Genomic DNA, 15,141 nt, shown 5'->3' with positions numbered 1-15,141 from the left:
GTCCGATCCCAGGCTGTCGATCGCGATCCGGTGCGATGCTTGACGAACATACCTCGGATTCCTGGCGTGAGCCCGTGCCCCGCATCCTCGAGCCGCAGACCCGCGACGTCCGGTTCCCGGCCTCGCGGACGCTCGACGGCTCGGACGCGACGAACCCGGACTATTCCGCCGCCGATGTGGTCCTGTCCACCGGCACGGCGGACCGGCCGTCGGGGCACGGGTTCGTGTTCACCATCGGGCGCGGGAACGGCGGCCAGGTCGCGGCCGTCGAGGCGCTGCGGGGACCACCTCGTCGGCCGTCGAGGCGCTGCGGGGACCACCTCGTCGGCCGGGACGCCGGGGAGCTGCTCGCCGATCCGGGCGGGGTCTGGCGCGAGCCGGTGCACGATTCGCAGCTGCGCTGGCCCGGGCCGGAAAAGGGCATCATGCACATGGCCGTCGGCGCCGTCGTCACCACGCTGTGGGACCCGCGGGCCAAGCGCGCCGGGAAACCGTTGTGGCGCTTGCTTTCCTCGTTGTCCCCGGAGGAGATCGTCGAACTGGTCGACTCGCGACGAGGCCCTGGAAATCCTGCATCGCGCCGAGCCCGGTGCCGGGGCGCGCGGAGAGTCCATTGTGGAGTACACGTACCGCTGAGCGTGGCGTCGCCGGAACCCGACCCGGGCGGTTGACCAGGCAAAGCGGGCTCTACCATGGCCAGGGTGACCGCCTACGACGACCTGTTCGAGCACTTCGACACCACCACCCTGCCGCCGCGCCAGCAGCGGATCCTGGGCACCATCCGGGACTGGGTGGTCCGCTACGGCTACTCGCCGAGCGCGCGCGAAATCGGTGACGCGGTCGGCCTGCGCTCGTCGTCCTCGGTCTCGAAACATCTGAAAGCCTTGGAGGACAAGGGTTTTCTGCGGCGGGGCGCTACGCTCACCCGGCCGATGGATGTGCGCGCCTTCCTGCAGGAGCCCGCCGGCGGGCCGAGCTCGGACGGATCCGTGCCGGTGCCGGTGGTCGGTGACATCGCGGCGGGCACGCCGATCATGGCCGAGGAGCATACGGACGACGTGCTGACCCTGCCGCGCGACCTGATCGGCCGCGGCACCGTCTTCGGCCTGCGGGTGCGCGGGGATTCGATGATCGACGCGGCGATCTGCGACGGCGACATCGTGGTGGTGCGCCAGCAGCAGGAAGCGCATTCCGGGCAGATCGTCGCCGCGATGATCGACGGCGAGGCCACGGTGAAGGTCTACCGCCGCCGCAACGGGCACGTCTACCTCGAACCGCGCAACCCGGCGTGCGAGGTGATCGACGGGGACGAGGCCACGGTGCTGGGTGCCGTGGTTTCCGTGCTGCGCAGCGTCTGACCGTCTACAAAGGATCGTCTGCTTTCCCGGCGACGGACTGGATTTTCGCGACGGCGTCGCCGGCGATCAACGTCAGGACCTTGCCGAGCAGGCCGTCGGGCACTGCTTCCTCGTCGATCCCGGACTCGACGGCGAGGCCGTTGCTGAGCGCCAGCAGGATCACGGCGAATTCGTTCGGGGGCAACGGAAGTTCGAGGTCCAGCCCGGCGGCGAGCCGTTCGATGCCGCGGGCCACCGCTTCGCGCACCTCGCGGCGGCGCCGCCGCAGGGCGTCCCGGCGTTTCGGGTTGTGCTGCGCCATCGCGAAGAACTCCGCGAGCAGCCGATGCCACACCGCGTCCACGCGCATCTCGTACATGAGCACGGTGGCCACGTTCGCCAGTGCCGCGCCTCCGTCACCCGCCTCGGTGAACTTCGCCAGGCTCGCTTCGAGCCGGTGTGCGGCGTGCTCTTCCATCAGCGCCAGCACCAGTTCGTCCTTCGACGCGAAGTTCGAGTAGACCGCGCCCTTGGTCAGCCCGGCGGCCGCCGCGACGTCGGTGAGTTTGCTGGCCGCGATGCCGTGCTCGCCGAACACGGTGAAGGCCGCGTCGAGCACACGACGCCGGGTTTCGGCGCGGGTCGGCCGCGTCCGGCCGGCTCCGGGCTCCTGCGCGGCCATCGGCCGGACCTCCTGTTCAGGGCTTGACTTCCGCGGCGCCAACTCAATACCTTCAGGTATCCAATACCCGTGGGTATTGAGTGTCAAGGCGCCGGCAACGAGGCCGGTGAGGAGGGAAGCGTACCGATGAAGAAGCGATTGCGGACTTCGGTGCTGGTTTGCGCGGCCGCCGCGCTCGTGGCGGCCGTGTTCGCCGCGCCGGCGCAGGCGGCCTCCGGTGGCGACAACGATGCGTCCTGCCGGCCCAGCGCGGCCCATCCGCGCCCGGTGATCTTCCTGCACGGGCTGGGCGCGACCTACTACGAGGACCTCAACTTCCTGCAGTCCGCCGCCGCGGCGCAGGGTTACTGCACCTTCAGCCGGACCTACGGCGCCTATCCCGGCTTCCCCGTGGTCGGCGGGCTGCGCCCGATCGCCGATTCGGCGGCCGAGATCAAGCAGTTCATCGGCGACGTGCTGGCCACGACCGGAGCGTCCCAGGTGGACCTCGTCGGCCACTCCGAAGGCGGCTTCCAGTCCTTGTATGTCACCAAAACCCAGGGGATCGCGGACAAGATCGGCAACGTTGTCGCCATCGCACCGCCCGCGCACGGCACCACGTTCGCCGGCCTGACGAAGCTCGCCTATCTGCTCGGCCAGGGCGAGCGCGACGCGGTCGGCAAGGCGCTGGACACCCTCGGCTGTCCCGCGTGCGACGACCTGATCACCGGCGGCGCGGCGGTGAAAACCCTGGGGGCCGGGCCGATCGCGCAGCCCGGCGTGCACTACACGGTGATCACTTCGCGCTACGACGAGCTGGTGACGCCCACGGACACGGCGTTCGTGCGCGAGCCGGGCGTGGTCGACTCCTACGTCCAGGACACCTGCCCGTTCGATCCGGTGGGGCACGTCGGCGAGGCGTATGACCTCAACGTCTGGCACCTGGTGTTCAACGCGCTCGATCCGGCACATGCCGGGAAGTTCGTCTGCACGGCGGGTTCGCCGGGCTGAGCTGGTCGGCACCGGACCAGTGGGACGGGGCACGCGTCCGGCCCGGCGGTGGGGGCCGGGCCGGACGCTGCCGCGGGCGCCGAACGGCTGGGCGTTCAGTCGAACCGGACGAACGAGCGGAGCGTCCCGGGGCCGAAGTCGCGGATCTCGGCGTAGCCGAGGCTTTCGTAGAACGTGCGCTGGGCGGGCTCGTCGTCGGTGAGCAGCACCTTCTGCCGCACCTTGGCGTAGCGGTCCAGCATCGCCTGCACCAGCAGCCGCCCGACGCCGTGCCGCTGTTCGTCCGGATGCACGAGCACGTCCTGCAGGTAGCAGATGGTCGCGTCGTCGGACATCGCGCGGGCCAGGCCGATCAGCGCGCCGTCCCGCCGCGCCGTGACCACATAGGACGAACCGGAAACGGCTGCCCGCAGCAGATCCGGGTCCTTCGTGTAGGCCGTCCATCCCACGGATTCATACAGCCGCAGCAGTTCGGCCAGTGCCGGCTCGGCCTGTTCCTCGATCACCGGTGGTTCCACCCGGTGATTCTCGCATCAGCCCGGCCAGGCCACGGGACTTCACGGTTCGTCCCTTTCGCGCCCGGGCGGATTACGGCGTTGCCGGCGGTGGCGCCAGGCGGCGGTGAGGCGGGAATGCGGTTGCCATTCCAGTCCGTTGGGCAGGTTCCAGCCGAACTTGACGGCCGCGACGCGGAACAACAGCGCGCCGACGATGCCGGCCACGATCCCGGTGATGGGGGAGCCGAGGTAGGTGCAGATGACCATCGTGGTGGCGACGGCGGCCGCGACGGTGCCGTAGAGCGCGTTGCCGCCGAACACGGCCGGGACCCGGCGCAGCAGGATGTCGCGCAACGCGCCGCCGCCGACGGCCGTGGTCGTGCCGAGCAGGATCGCCGGGAGCCAGCCAAGGCCGGCGGCCAGGGTTTTCTGCGCACCGGTCACGGCCCAGAAGCCGATGACCGCCGCGTCGAGTGCGGTGAACAGCCTGTCCCAGGCGCCTTCGCTGATCGAGATGACGAACGAAAGGAGCGCGCCGGCCAGAGCTGTCGGAAGGTAGGCGTAGTCGGTGAGCGCGACCGGAGTGCCGTGCTGGAGCAACGTGTCGCGGATGACGCCGCCGCCGAGGCCGGAAACGCTGCCCACGACGAGGAACCCGAACAGGTCCAGCCGCTCGCTGCGGGCGATCGCGCCGCCGAGGATCGCGCACGCGAACACCCCGGCGAGATCCAGGTAGCGTGTCACCTGGTTGATCGCGTCGGCCGCCGTGTCACCCGCCATGACCGCACCCTAAGCGGCCCGCTCGCCCGCCGCCTGTCCGCCGGGTGAGCGGGCCGGACGGCTACAGGTCCAGCACGAGCCTCCGGCCGCAAGCCCGCGAAACGCAGATCATCATGGTGTCGTTCGCGGCCTGCTCCTCCGCCGTGAGCACCGAGTCGCGGTGGTCCGGGATGCCGTCGAGGACCGGGGTCTCGCAGGTGCCGCAGGTGCCCTCCTGACAGGAGGACAGCACCGGGATCCCGGCGTCCTCCGCGACCTCGAGGATCGACCGGTCCGCCGGCACCGTCAGCGTCCGGCCCGACCTGGCCAGCTCCACCTGGAAATTCGTGCGGGCGCCCGTGCTTTCCTTGGGGGAGAAGCGTTCCACGTACAGGTCGACGGCGAGTTCGGCACACCGTTCTTCCATGTCGGTGAGCAATCGCTCCGGGCCACAGCAGTAGACCGCCGTCTGCTCGTCCACCGTGGCGAGAAGCGCGTCCAGGTCGAGCAGCCCCGTTTCGTCCTGCGGCAGCACCGAGACCCGGTCGCCGTACCTGCCGGCCAGTTCCGCGTGGAAGGCCATCGACGAGCGGGCCCGCCCGCCATAGGCCAGCCGCCAGTCCGCGCCGGCGGACTCGGCGGCGGCGATCATCGGGACGACCGGGGTGATGCCGATCCCGCCCGCGATGAACAGGTACCGGTCGGAATTCACCAGCGGGAAATGGTTGCGGGGACCGCGGATCCGCACGCGATCACCCGCCCGCAACCGGTCGTGCACGAATGCCGAGCCGCCCCGTCCATCGTTTTCCCGGAGGACGGCCACCTGCAGACTCGCGCGATCACCGGGGTCGCCGCACAGCGAATACTGGCGCACCAGGCCGGGCGCGAGCACCAGGTCCAGATGCGCACCGGGGCTCCACGGCGGCAGTAGCTCGCCACCCGGGTGGCGCAGCGTCAGCCTGACCACACCGTCGGCGAGGGTTTCCTTGTGTGCCAGCAGAACCTCGAGATCGAGTTCGGTCTGAGCAAGGGTGTTGACGGTCATGACTCTCCCACTTGTCCAGGTCACTGGGGAAAGTCAACCGGCGCGCGGAAACGGGCGGATGGCCGCAAAGTCAACTCCCCGTATCCGTGTTCTCACGGCCGGGGCTTTTCACGGTGAAGAATCGCGGGTTCCGGGTAGATTGATCGAAAGATACCGTGCCCGGTCCGCGCCGCGGAATAGCACGGGCAAATACTACGCACCCGTTTTCGCGAAAACGCGAGGCCGGCGCCCGGTGGAATGGAAGGTAGCTGCTCTCAGCCGAAGGTGAACCGGACGGACACCCGCCCGGGATACCGCCGCGGCCAGGCGTCCAGGATCTCGTAATGCGACAGCGGCCACGCGCAGACGATGACGTTGAGGTTCCGGCCGAGCTGGCGCATCAGCCGCTCGAGGAACTCCGTCGTCTGCGCCGTGTCGAACGGCCCGCGGCGCGCCTGGAAGAACACCACGCCCTTGTTCGAGATCGCGAGCAGCACGTTCACATCGCCGAAATAGTTCCGGAAGCCGGTCATCAGGTTCTGCTTGCCCGCCACCGGCCCGCGGCGCGAATCGGCCGGGCGCCGTGGGCGGGTCCAGGCCATCCAGAGCACGTCGGCGTTGGCCAGCCACTCGTCGCCGCCGGATTTGCGTTGCCGTGGCACGACTGCGGTGACCCGGCCGCGCATCATCTCCAGCAGCCGCGGCTCCTCGATGAGCCCCCACCGCACCAGGTACTGCGAAACGGTCGGCGGACTGATCAGCACCCCCAGGTCGCGGTTGACGAGTTCGACGATCGCCTGCCGGGTCCACAGCCGGTGCGGCAGGCCGTGCTGATCGGGCGTGCCGTCCACAATGGCCCGCACGGTCCACGCCTGCTGCGCGGGGGAGAGTGCCAGCTGTTCGCCGGGCCGTCTGCCGCGCCGTTTCGGCCGGAAGGCCTCGTCACCTTGTTGCTGGTAAGCGGAAACCCAGGCGCCGACGGTTTTGCGTGAGACACCGAAAAGGCGTGCGACCTCGGCGCGGGTGACCCCGGCTTCGACAGCCGCGACCGCTCTCCGGCGGAGCGTTTCGAGCGCTTCGGCGGAGAGGCTGCGAGCGTCACGTGCTGTCATGTCCAAGCCCCGAATGGTGTCGAGTGTCCTGTTCGCGTTCGATACGCGGCGATGAACGAATTGTCACCGTCCCCAGTCGCCCGAGAGATTTCGGTAACGTGGGGTTAACGGGCGACTGGATCAAGCCGGCGAGAGCGGGTTCCTCACCCGCGGCCGCCGAGCACCCACCGGCGCACCAGCAGCGCGCTGACCACGCTGAGCAGGAGCAATGCGGTGAGTGTGGAGGTGGAAAGCGCGTCGTGCCGCGTCGGCAGGACCTCGGCGGAACCGGCCGGCTGGGGAGCCGAAGCCAGCGCCGCCGGTTGCAGCCTGTCGAGCGCGGCGCCGTTACCGGGCACGCCGCTGCCGGTCAACGGGAACAGCGCGCCGCCCGGCACGAGCGAGCCGAAGACGGTGGGACCGCTCGCCCCGGAGGCTGTGCTGTCGGGGAGTCGTGCGCTCGATGACGATGACGACGGGGAGGCGCCCGGGCTCGTGGGGGAACCGGGCTGCGGCGCGGAGCCGGGAGTGCTCGCCGGCGGCGCGGCGGCGGGCGCCGTCCCGCGCAGCAGGATGCCGCACAACGAGGCCAGTGTGCCGTGCACTGTAGCCACCAGCGGCTGGAGAACCGGTCCCAGCAAGGGAATCTCACCCAAACGAGCGGTGACGGCGTCGGCGATGGTGGCTCCGGAGATCTCCGCCTGTCCTTCCGGGACAGTGCCCAGTGGAATGGGACCGGCCGCGGCCCAGTCGGTGTCGAACTGACCGGTCAGCAGCCCGAGCGGGTCCAGTTTGGTCAGTGCCTGCCGGATCGGGCCGGTGACGCCGGCCGGGTCCAGTACCACCTGGCGGCCTGGCTGCTCTGTCACGGTCGCCGAACAGCTCGGTACGAGCACCGGATCGGCCGCTTCGGCCGGAGTGGCGGTCAGGCACAGCATCGTGAGCGTCAGGCCGGCGGTCAGCAGGCGTCGTGAGGGCATGCGCTTGCACTCCTTGCATGGCGCGGAAAGCCGAGGGGTCCTTTGTGGACCGGCTGATTTGGCACCGCTTTACCGGGGTAATGCCCTGGCAATACTCCGGACCGCCGTGACCGGTGCGTGACCGATCTGTTGAGTGCTGATTACGGGGCGGCCGATCAAGAAATTCGCGCCAGTGATTTCAGGGTATCTGCACCTGCGGCGCGGCCATTCCGTCTCGCAAAGGTATCACAAACGCGTCCGGAGTCAAGATCGTGCCCGCAGGCGTTGTGCCAGCGCACGAACGGTTTCCGGTCCGGCCGGTCACTCTTCCGGCCGAGTAACCTATTTGCCCGGGAAGGCTTTATCCGGCCATCGGCGGGCCGGTTCCCCGGCCAGGACCGGTGGTGTTGCCGAATTGTCCGCGCGAACTGCGGAAATGCATTTGTTTCGTGAATGTGAACCAAGATGAATTGCCGGTTCCCTGCCGCGAACGGGCAGGACTGGTCAACTCTTGTCCGGTCGTGCCACGATGACGCCCCGACAGGGAAAGCGTCGCACAATCGGCGCGAGAGAACCTGAAAAGAAACCAAGAAGATGGCTTTCCGACTCGAGAAAGACGGGTTGTGAACTGTGCTGACGAAGGCCGGTACCTATACGGCAGCGCTGCTGGCCGCGATCTCCTGCGTCTGGTCGCTGGGCTTCGTCGTGCGAGAGATCGCGGCGGGGCCGCCGCCGCCGTCGGCCGGGATCGCGGCTCCCGTCCCGGCACCGGCCCGGCCCGGCACACCCGCACCATCGGCGCCGGCGCCGCCGGCGGTCACCGTGGCGCCGATGCCGGTGACACCGCCACCCACGACCGGCCAGGAGGTCACAAACCCGATCCTGCCAACCAGTTCTCCGACACTGACAACGACCACGCCGGCACCGGTGCCCACTGAGACCGTCCCGGCGCCGCCGTTCACCGAGCCGGGCATCCCCCTCCCGACGACCACCTCGGCGGAGCCGACGACCTCGCCGGGCACCACGCCGACGGAGCCCGTTCCCGAACCGGTCCCCACGCCCGGATGTCAGCTCGACGGGCTGCTCGGCCCCGTGCTCTGCGCCGTACTCGGCCTGCTCGGCTGATTTCCCCATTTCTCCGGTAACGCCATCCGGACCCGCTCTTCGAGCGCGACCGGAAACGGTGCCGGGTGTTTCGCGCGCCGCGCGAATTGATCGAACAAGAAGAAAGGAAGCCCATGTCCACAAATGCTCCGCCAGGAGCCGGGCCGAGGCGGAAGAGGTTCCGGGTGGTGGCCGCGCTGGTCGCCACCGCGGTCGGCGCCTCCGTGGTGGCCGCGGCACCGGCGTCGGCGCAATTTCCGGTCGGGGTCGGGCCGGTGCCGATCACCTTCCACATGCGGGACGAGAACGGCAAGTGGTTCGACTCCGGGCTCAACCTGTTCGGCGACCAGTCGCTGGCCGTCGCGGAGATGCCGCGGCTGGGCACCGTGGGCGGCCTCACCACCGGTGGTGAGCTGACCAGTCTGCTCAACTCCGATCTCGGTGGTGCGCTGGGAAACCTGGTGAAGAACGTGGCGGGCCAGGTTCCGTTGCTGGGCTCACTCGGGACCGAGTTGTGGAAGGCGCTGAACCTCGACAGCACGCTGTCGACGATCCAGTCCATCGGGGCGTCGAACCCGCAGGCGCTGCCCTCGGCCACCAAGGCGGCGGGGCTGCTCGGCCAGTTCGCGCAGGCGCTGTCCACGTTGCCGGCGAACCAGCCGGTCAACCTCAATTCCCTGCCGGTCGGGATCGATCTGCAGGGAGCGCTCAACGATCTGGCGAAGTTCGCCATCAAGGGCCCGCCGGTGACGGTGAACTTCATCGTCGACCCGAACGAGTCCTCGGGCATCCGTGACCCCATGGGGCTCATCGCCCCCCAGGGTGCGCAGGGTTTCCCGTACGAGAACCCGGCCGGCGCGTTCTTCGGCGAGCGTTCGATCCAGCTCACCGAGCCGGGCCTGTACGCGTTCACCGACATGGTGACCCCGTACATGCTGGGCGCGGTCGTGGTGGACGATCCGCTGACGATCGGGCTCGACTTCGGCAAGGCCTCGCAGGTCAACTCGCGTGGTCTCGTCGTGCCGACCAACTCCGACATCGTCAACCGGCTGGTCAATACGTTCTTCAACATCACGAACCCGAACAACTGGCAGCAGTTCAAGGGTGACACGGAGAACGCGTTCAACCCGATCCAGCCGCCGGTGCCGATCCTGGAGTACGACGCCGCGGGCAACCCGGTGCTGATCCCGAACCTGGACGCGTACTTCGACAAGAAGTTCTCGTACCCGAAGACGCTGTCCAAGGGGAACCAGTTGCCGGCCACTCCCGGTGTCGGTGAGGTCTGGGTCGACACCGAGATGGAGGAGTGGGCAGGCAAGAACAAGGTCGGCTCCGCCACGAAGATCGACGTCACCAACTGGACCGTCGACCGCAAGATCGGTGCGCCGTCGATCGACATGAACAACCCGCACAACATGTGGACCGACAAGGACTACAAGTACCTGTACCAGACCGAATGGTTCTCCGACAAGGTGGACGTGTTCGATCGGCAGACAGGTCAGTTCATCAGGTCCACGCAGGTCGGGCACAACCCGGCGCACGTGATGACCGAACCCGGCAGTGACAAGCTCGTGATCGGCATCAACGCCGGCAACGAGATCGTCGAGCTCGCGCCGGGCGCGACCAACGTGCTGCGGAAGATCTCGGTCAGCCCCACCGGCGAGGTGCGGCATCCGCACGCGCACTGGACCAGCGCGGACGGGAAGACAGTTGTCACCCCGAACGTGCTGACCAACAACGCGTCGGTGATCGACATGCCGACCGGCACGGTCAAGACCGAGCCCACCGGCCAGTTCCCGATCGCGACCAGCATGACCCCGGACTCCTCGAAGTTCTACACGGCCGACTTCCTCGGCGAGTCGCTCACCTGCGTCTCGCTGGCGGGGAACGCCTGTAATTCGAACGGGGAGAAGGTGCACAGCAAGACGATCGACCTGTGGTCGAACTACAGCCCGCAGGACGGTCCGAAGAGCGGTGCGCCGTTCGGTGGCCTGACGATCCAGCTGCCGGTCAGTCCGGACGGCAAGGCGTTGCTCGCGGCGAACGTGCTTTCGCAGACGGTCACCGTGGTCGACCCGAAGACCGACCAGATCGTCAAGGACCTGCCTTGCACGGGTGGCTGCCACGGCATCAACTTCGGTGCCAAGAAGGGCGGCGGCTACTACGCCTACGTGTCGAACAAGTTCTCCAACGTCATGCAGGTGATCGATATCGACCCGAACAACGATGGCAACATCTCGGACGCGAAGGTGGCCGGCCAGATTCTCCTGGACCCGACCTCCGCGACCAAGATGGACGGTTCCATCTCTGGCAAGGCCGGCTACGGCGGCCAGGGTGTGCTGCCGATTCCGTTGGTCTACAACGGATGGGCCCAGCAGAACCAGGGGACCTGGCGGAGTCAGCTGACCTGCCAGCAACTCAACCCCATCACCCCGTCCGCCTGCTCATAGAAAAGAATCCGTGGTCCGGGGCGGGCTTGGCCCCCGCCCCGGGCCACGGTGCCGAGGAGACCCCCATGGCGCAGCGCCAGAAAGCCTTACTCCGCAGCCTGTTCGTGGTGTGCGCGGCCGTCGCCGGCCTGCTGGCACTTTCGGCGCCCGCCACCGCACAGGTGTCCATCGTGCCCGATCAGATCAATGGCGGCGGCACGCAGACCGTCGCCTTCCGGCTCGCCAACGAGCGGCCGGACACCAAAACCACCCGCCTGGAACTCACCTTCCCCGCGGACCCGCCGATCGCCTACGTCAAGGTCGATCCGGTGCCGGGGTGGACGGTCACCATCCGGCCCCGGCCGCTGAACCCGCCGGTCACCGTCGGCGGGCAGACGGTCAGCCAGGTCGCCGACGCGCTCGTGCTCGAAGGCGGTCCGGTCGGGCCGGGCGAGTTCGAACAGTTCCTCGTCACGATGGGCCCGCTGCCCGCCGACGGCAAGCTCGCCTTCGAGGCGACGCAGAACTTCGCGGACGGCAGCACCGGGCACTGGGGCGGTCAGACCGCACCGGTGCTCACGCTCGGTTCCGGTGTGGCGCCGGGAGGCGTGCCCGCGCCGGCGAGCCCGGAGGCACAAGCCGCCAACGCGCCCCAGACACAGCCGACCGCCGCGCCGGTGAAGAGCAGCGCCAGTGGAGCGCCGTTCGCCCTGCTGTGGGTCGCACTCGCGGTCGCCGTCCTGGTGATCGCCCTCGTCTACTTCCGGGCGCGCCGCCGCGCCGGCACCGCGCACCCGGACGAAATCGAGCACCCAGAAGAAATCGCGCACGCGGACGAAATCGAGGTCGAGGGCCGATGACGCTGGTGAAAGACCGTCCGCGGGCGGCTCGGAACCGGAGCCTGACCGGGCAGGTCATCGCGTTGCTGGTGTTCGTCGGGGCGAGCTGGCTCATCCTGCTCGCGGCGATGCCCTCGCCCTCCGGCGACCCCGTGCTCCGGACGACTTCGCCCGGCAGCACGGAACTCGTCAAGTCGCCGGACCACGTGCTGCTGACGTTCGACCGGCCGGTTCCCGCCGGCCTGGCCACGGTCCGCATCCTCGACCCGGACGGCAGCCAGGTCGTCTTCGAGCGGCCGGTCCACCCGGACGGCCGCGCGGACACGATCTCCGTACCCATGCCGAAGGAACGGCACGAAGGCACCTACGCGGTCGCCTGGACCCTGCCCTCGGACCGGCTCGAACCCCTCGGCGGCAGCTTCACGTTCGACGTGTTCTCCACCATCGAACCCCTTGGCGTGCCCCAGATCGAGACCACGCACGACCTCACGGTGACCATCGTGTACACCACCGCGCGGGTCGCCGCGATCGTCGCCATGCTGCTGCTGGCCGGTGCGGTGGTCTTCGCCAGGGTGATCGCTCGCTCGGAATCCAGCGCCGTCCGGCGGCTGATCAAGTACGCGTGGTGGGTGCTGTTCGCGGGCACGGGTCTCGCGCTGCTTTCCTTCGGGCCGTACGCCGCTTGGTCACCGTTGAGTGGCGCCTTCGATCCGCGGCTGCTGTCGGGCGCGGTCGAGTCCGAGGGCGGGGGAGTGCTGCTCGCGCGGCTGTACGTTCTCGCGCCCTGCACGCTCGGTCTGGCGCAGCTGATGAGCATGCCGCCCGCCGAAACCGCCGCCGAGCGCTGGGTGCGGGGCGGCACGGTGCTGGGCTGCGTGGCGGCGCTGTTCGCCACCTGGACGGACCTGCCGGTTCACGTCGTGCTGCTCACCGCCGGGGCGTGCGCGCTGGCCGCCGTGTTCTTCGGTTTCTTTTCACTGGGCCGGAAACTGCGCGCTGTCAAGGCTGCCGGGATGTCGGTGCTCGCCGCGTTGATCGCCGCCGGCGGCGTGCTGCTCGTGACCGTCCAATCGGGACAGACGACGACACCGGCGGCGATCCGGGACCAGGTGGCGCCGACGAGGCTCGCGTTCGACACCGGAAGCGTCGATCTGGTGCTGATCCCCGCGGCCGAGGGCCAGGCTCTGCATCTCGACGCGGACGTTTCCATGCTCGGCACCAACGGCGCCGCCAGGGACGACGTCGCGGTGACGGCCGTGCTCACCCGCGAAGGCCGGTCGGTGCCGATGCCGCTGAGCCACGAGGGAACGGGCTACCTGGCGGGTTCGGCGACGGTGCCCGAGCACGGCACGTGGGAACTCGCGCTGACCCTGCGGGCCGGTGACGGCGGCACGCAGACGCTCACCCAGCCCATCGACGTGCGTTGACCAGGAGTTGCCGTGCACACAACGCAAACCGTCAGACGGCCGAAAGCAGCGCCACGGCTGAGCACCGCCGTGCAGCTGATCGCCCGGCGGCTGCATTTCCTGGCCGGGATCGTGGTCGCGCCCTTTCTCGCCATCCTGTGCCTGACCGGGCTCGTCTATGTGTTCAGCCCGCAGATCCACGACAGCCTCTATCATTCCGATCTGCACGTCAGCCGCATCGGCGGCACCCCGCGCCCGCTCGCCGAGCAGATCGAGCCGGCGCTGCGGGCACATCCCGAGGCACGCCTGAAGGCCGTGCTCACCGCACCGGCGCCGGATCGCACCACGCGCGTGGTCCTGTCGGTACCCGGGCCGCCCGGCACACCGGACCGGACGGTGTTCATCGACCCGTACACCGGCTACATCAACGGTGAACTGGCCACGGTCGAGAACCGGCTGCCTGCCAACACCTGGTTGCGCCAGTTGCACAGCGACCTGCACCTCGGCCAGGCCGGGCGGCTCTACGCCGAGCTGACCGCCAGCTGGCTGCCGCTGATCGTGCTGGGCGGGCTCGCGTTGTGGCTCGCCCGCACGCGCCGGAAACGCCGGCTGCGGGAGGTGCTTTTACCTGCGGCACAAGGAAAGAAGGGCTGGCAACGGCTCCGCGCGCTGCATGGGGCGGCCGGGCTCTGGCTCGCGGCGGGCCTGCTCGTCGCGAGCGTCACCGGGCTGGCCATGTCGCAGTTCGCGGGCGGCCGGGCCGATCAGGGGTTCGATCCGATCCACCTCCGCGCGCCCGTGCTGGCCGCCGCACCAGTCGCGATACCGCAGGGGCCCCAGCCGATCGGCCTCGATCAGGCGCTGTCGGTCGCCGAAACCGCCGGGCTCACCGGTGAGCTTTCGGTGATCCCGCCGGCGGGCCCCGGGGCGCCGTTCACCGTGACCGAGGTGGGCGAAGGGCTGCCGGTCCACCGCGAGGCCGTCGCGATCGACCCGTACACGGCGAAGGTGACCGAACGGGTCGGCTGGGGCGACTATTCGGTGGCGGCCAAGCTCAGCCTGCTGGGCACGGAGTTCCACACCGGCTCGCTGTTCGGGCTCGCGAACCAGATCGTGCTGACCGTGCTCGCGGCGGGCACCCTGGTGCTGCTCGCGCTGGGCTATCGCATGTGGTGGATCCACAACCCGTACCGGGGCCGGTGGGCTTCGCTACCGCGCCCGCTGTGGCGGCAACTGCCGCGGCCCGCGATGATCGTCGTCCTGCTCGCGGTCACGGTGCTCGCGTGGTTCCTGCCCGTTTTCGGCGCCAGTCTCGTGGTTTTCGTGGCTGTCGACGCGGTGCTCGCCCGGTTCAAGCGGCCCGCGCGGGAGAACGCTGTTCGCGAAAGCTGAGAGGTGTCCGGTGGAGTCACGGCGATTCGAGTAATGTTCTGCCCCGGGAAAACCGGAGGGAGTGCCGTGGCGGAAGTGCCGGAGCGATACCACGAGCAGCGCGGGCGGGTCCAGGAGTTGCTGACCCGCTTCGCCGGGCTCGCGGAGCTGCTTCGTGAAACCGTCGACGCCACCGACGCGCTGGTGATGACCGACGCGGCCGGTCTCGGGCACCTGCCCAAGACGGAGGAAGAGGACCTGTTGCGGCATCTCGAACGCTCCGCCTCCGCCGCCCGCGCCGCCGAGCGGATAGCGCGGTTTTACCTGTCAGACCTGGAGACGGCGATGCGCCGCGACGGCCTGCTGCCCTGAGCGGCGCACAGTTCCGCGGCCAGTTTGCGTACACGCTGCCTGCTTCGATCGGGTGTTTCGGCGTCGACGGTGAGGCGGTCGAAGGCGCGTCCGTAGAGTTCGAGTTCGTCGGGTTTTTCGAGGTAGGTCGCGCCGCCAGAGTGTTCGAGGTAGGCGATGTTGGGGAGTTCGGGTTCGGCGAACTGCAGGAGTGAGAAAGCGCTTTCCGCGGCGTATCCGGCCATGTCGAACGGGACGATCTGCAGGGAGATGGTGGGCATTTTGATCAGGTCGAGCAGGTG

At 69.0% G+C, this 15,141-nt stretch carries 17 protein-coding genes; 9 read left to right on the top strand and 8 right to left on the bottom strand.

Annotated features, from left to right (window positions below; all coding sequences use genetic code 11):
- Positions 1-74: 74 nt before the first annotated feature.
- Together VHD82_RS35110 and lexA are read left to right on the top strand one after the other, a co-directional pair.
- Positions 75-671, top strand: a complete 597-nt coding sequence (locus VHD82_RS35110) for a hypothetical protein (protein ID WP_414637625.1) — start codon at positions 75-77, stop codon at positions 669-671.
- Between the two features lie 30 nt (positions 672-701).
- Positions 702-1,358, top strand: a complete 657-nt coding sequence (gene lexA / locus VHD82_RS35105; protein WP_325713618.1) for a transcriptional repressor LexA — start codon at positions 702-704, stop codon at positions 1,356-1,358.
- 4 nt (positions 1,359-1,362) lie between these two features.
- Here the strand turns inward: lexA and VHD82_RS35100 are convergent, their stop codons facing one another.
- The gene (locus tag VHD82_RS35100) at positions 1,363-2,019 is read right to left on the bottom strand and encodes a TetR family transcriptional regulator (RefSeq protein ID WP_325713616.1); all 657 of its coding nucleotides are present in this window, start codon (positions 2,017-2,019) and stop codon (positions 1,363-1,365) included.
- Between the two features lie 126 nt (positions 2,020-2,145).
- On the opposite strand from VHD82_RS35100, the gene VHD82_RS35095 reads away from it, so the two are divergent.
- A complete protein-coding gene (locus VHD82_RS35095) occupies positions 2,146-3,009 on the top strand; it encodes an esterase/lipase family protein (RefSeq protein ID WP_325713614.1) in 864 nt (287 codons plus the stop codon).
- A 95-nt stretch (positions 3,010-3,104) separates the two neighbouring features.
- Here the strand turns inward: VHD82_RS35095 and VHD82_RS35090 are convergent, their stop codons facing one another.
- From VHD82_RS35090 to VHD82_RS35065, 6 genes are all read right to left on the bottom strand, one after another.
- Positions 3,105-3,527, bottom strand: a complete 423-nt coding sequence (locus VHD82_RS35090) for a GNAT family N-acetyltransferase (protein ID WP_325713612.1) — start codon at positions 3,525-3,527, stop codon at positions 3,105-3,107.
- A 39-nt stretch (positions 3,528-3,566) separates the two neighbouring features.
- Entirely contained in the window at positions 3,567-4,286 is a 720-nt protein-coding gene (locus VHD82_RS35085; RefSeq protein WP_325713610.1) for a trimeric intracellular cation channel family protein, read from the bottom strand.
- A gap of 61 nt (positions 4,287-4,347) precedes the next feature.
- The gene (locus VHD82_RS35080; protein ID WP_325713608.1) at positions 4,348-5,310 is read right to left on the bottom strand and encodes a PDR/VanB family oxidoreductase; all 963 of its coding nucleotides are present in this window, start codon (positions 5,308-5,310) and stop codon (positions 4,348-4,350) included.
- 254 nt (positions 5,311-5,564) lie between these two features.
- Positions 5,565-6,401, bottom strand: a complete 837-nt coding sequence (locus tag VHD82_RS35075) for a helix-turn-helix domain-containing protein (RefSeq protein WP_325713606.1) — start codon at positions 6,399-6,401, stop codon at positions 5,565-5,567.
- Positions 6,402-6,544: 143 nt separating this feature from the next.
- Positions 6,545-7,360 carry a hypothetical protein gene (locus VHD82_RS35070; RefSeq protein WP_325713604.1) on the bottom strand — a complete coding sequence of 272 codons (816 nt, stop codon included), beginning with the start codon at positions 7,358-7,360 and terminating at the stop codon, positions 6,545-6,547.
- A 629-nt stretch (positions 7,361-7,989) separates the two neighbouring features.
- Positions 7,990-8,211, bottom strand: a complete 222-nt coding sequence (locus VHD82_RS35065; protein WP_325713602.1) for a hypothetical protein — start codon at positions 8,209-8,211, stop codon at positions 7,990-7,992.
- 55 nt (positions 8,212-8,266) lie between these two features.
- Between VHD82_RS35065 and VHD82_RS35060 the strand changes: the two genes are divergently transcribed.
- The 6 genes from VHD82_RS35060 (at position 8,267) to VHD82_RS35035 (ending at position 14,860) form a co-directional block, all read left to right on the top strand.
- Positions 8,267-8,464 (top strand): hypothetical protein, encoded by a 198-nt coding sequence (locus VHD82_RS35060; protein ID WP_325713600.1) that lies wholly within the window; start codon positions 8,267-8,269, stop codon positions 8,462-8,464.
- Between the two features lie 167 nt (positions 8,465-8,631).
- Positions 8,632-10,893 carry a YncE family protein gene (locus tag VHD82_RS35055; protein ID WP_325713598.1) on the top strand — a complete coding sequence of 754 codons (2,262 nt, stop codon included), beginning with the start codon at positions 8,632-8,634 and terminating at the stop codon, positions 10,891-10,893.
- Between the two features lie 65 nt (positions 10,894-10,958).
- The gene (locus VHD82_RS35050) at positions 10,959-11,732 is read left to right on the top strand and encodes a DUF1775 domain-containing protein (protein WP_325713596.1); all 774 of its coding nucleotides are present in this window, start codon (positions 10,959-10,961) and stop codon (positions 11,730-11,732) included.
- Complete coding sequence (locus tag VHD82_RS35045) at positions 11,729-13,138, top strand: copper resistance CopC family protein (RefSeq protein WP_325713594.1); 1,410 nt, start codon at positions 11,729-11,731, stop codon at positions 13,136-13,138. The genes VHD82_RS35050 and VHD82_RS35045 overlap by 4 nt, the downstream gene beginning before the upstream one ends.
- Positions 13,139-13,150: 12 nt before the next feature.
- On the top strand, positions 13,151-14,509 hold the full coding sequence (locus VHD82_RS35040) for a PepSY domain-containing protein (protein ID WP_325713592.1): 1,359 nt from the start codon (positions 13,151-13,153) through the stop codon (positions 14,507-14,509).
- 66 nt (positions 14,510-14,575) lie between these two features.
- On the top strand, positions 14,576-14,860 hold the full coding sequence (locus VHD82_RS35035) for a hypothetical protein (protein ID WP_325713590.1): 285 nt from the start codon (positions 14,576-14,578) through the stop codon (positions 14,858-14,860).
- Here the strand turns inward: VHD82_RS35035 and VHD82_RS35030 are convergent.
- On the bottom strand, positions 14,809-15,141 hold a 333-nt coding region (locus VHD82_RS35030; RefSeq protein WP_325713588.1), incomplete at its 5' end, for a Scr1 family TA system antitoxin-like transcriptional regulator. The genes VHD82_RS35035 and VHD82_RS35030 overlap by 52 nt on opposite strands.

It is taken from the genome of Amycolatopsis sp. (genome assembly GCF_035546795.1).
Taxonomy (GTDB): Bacteria; Actinomycetota; Actinomycetes; order Mycobacteriales; family Pseudonocardiaceae; genus Amycolatopsis_E.
Note: the sequence above shows the minus strand (reverse complement) of the source record. Positions and strands in the feature narration are given on the sequence as shown.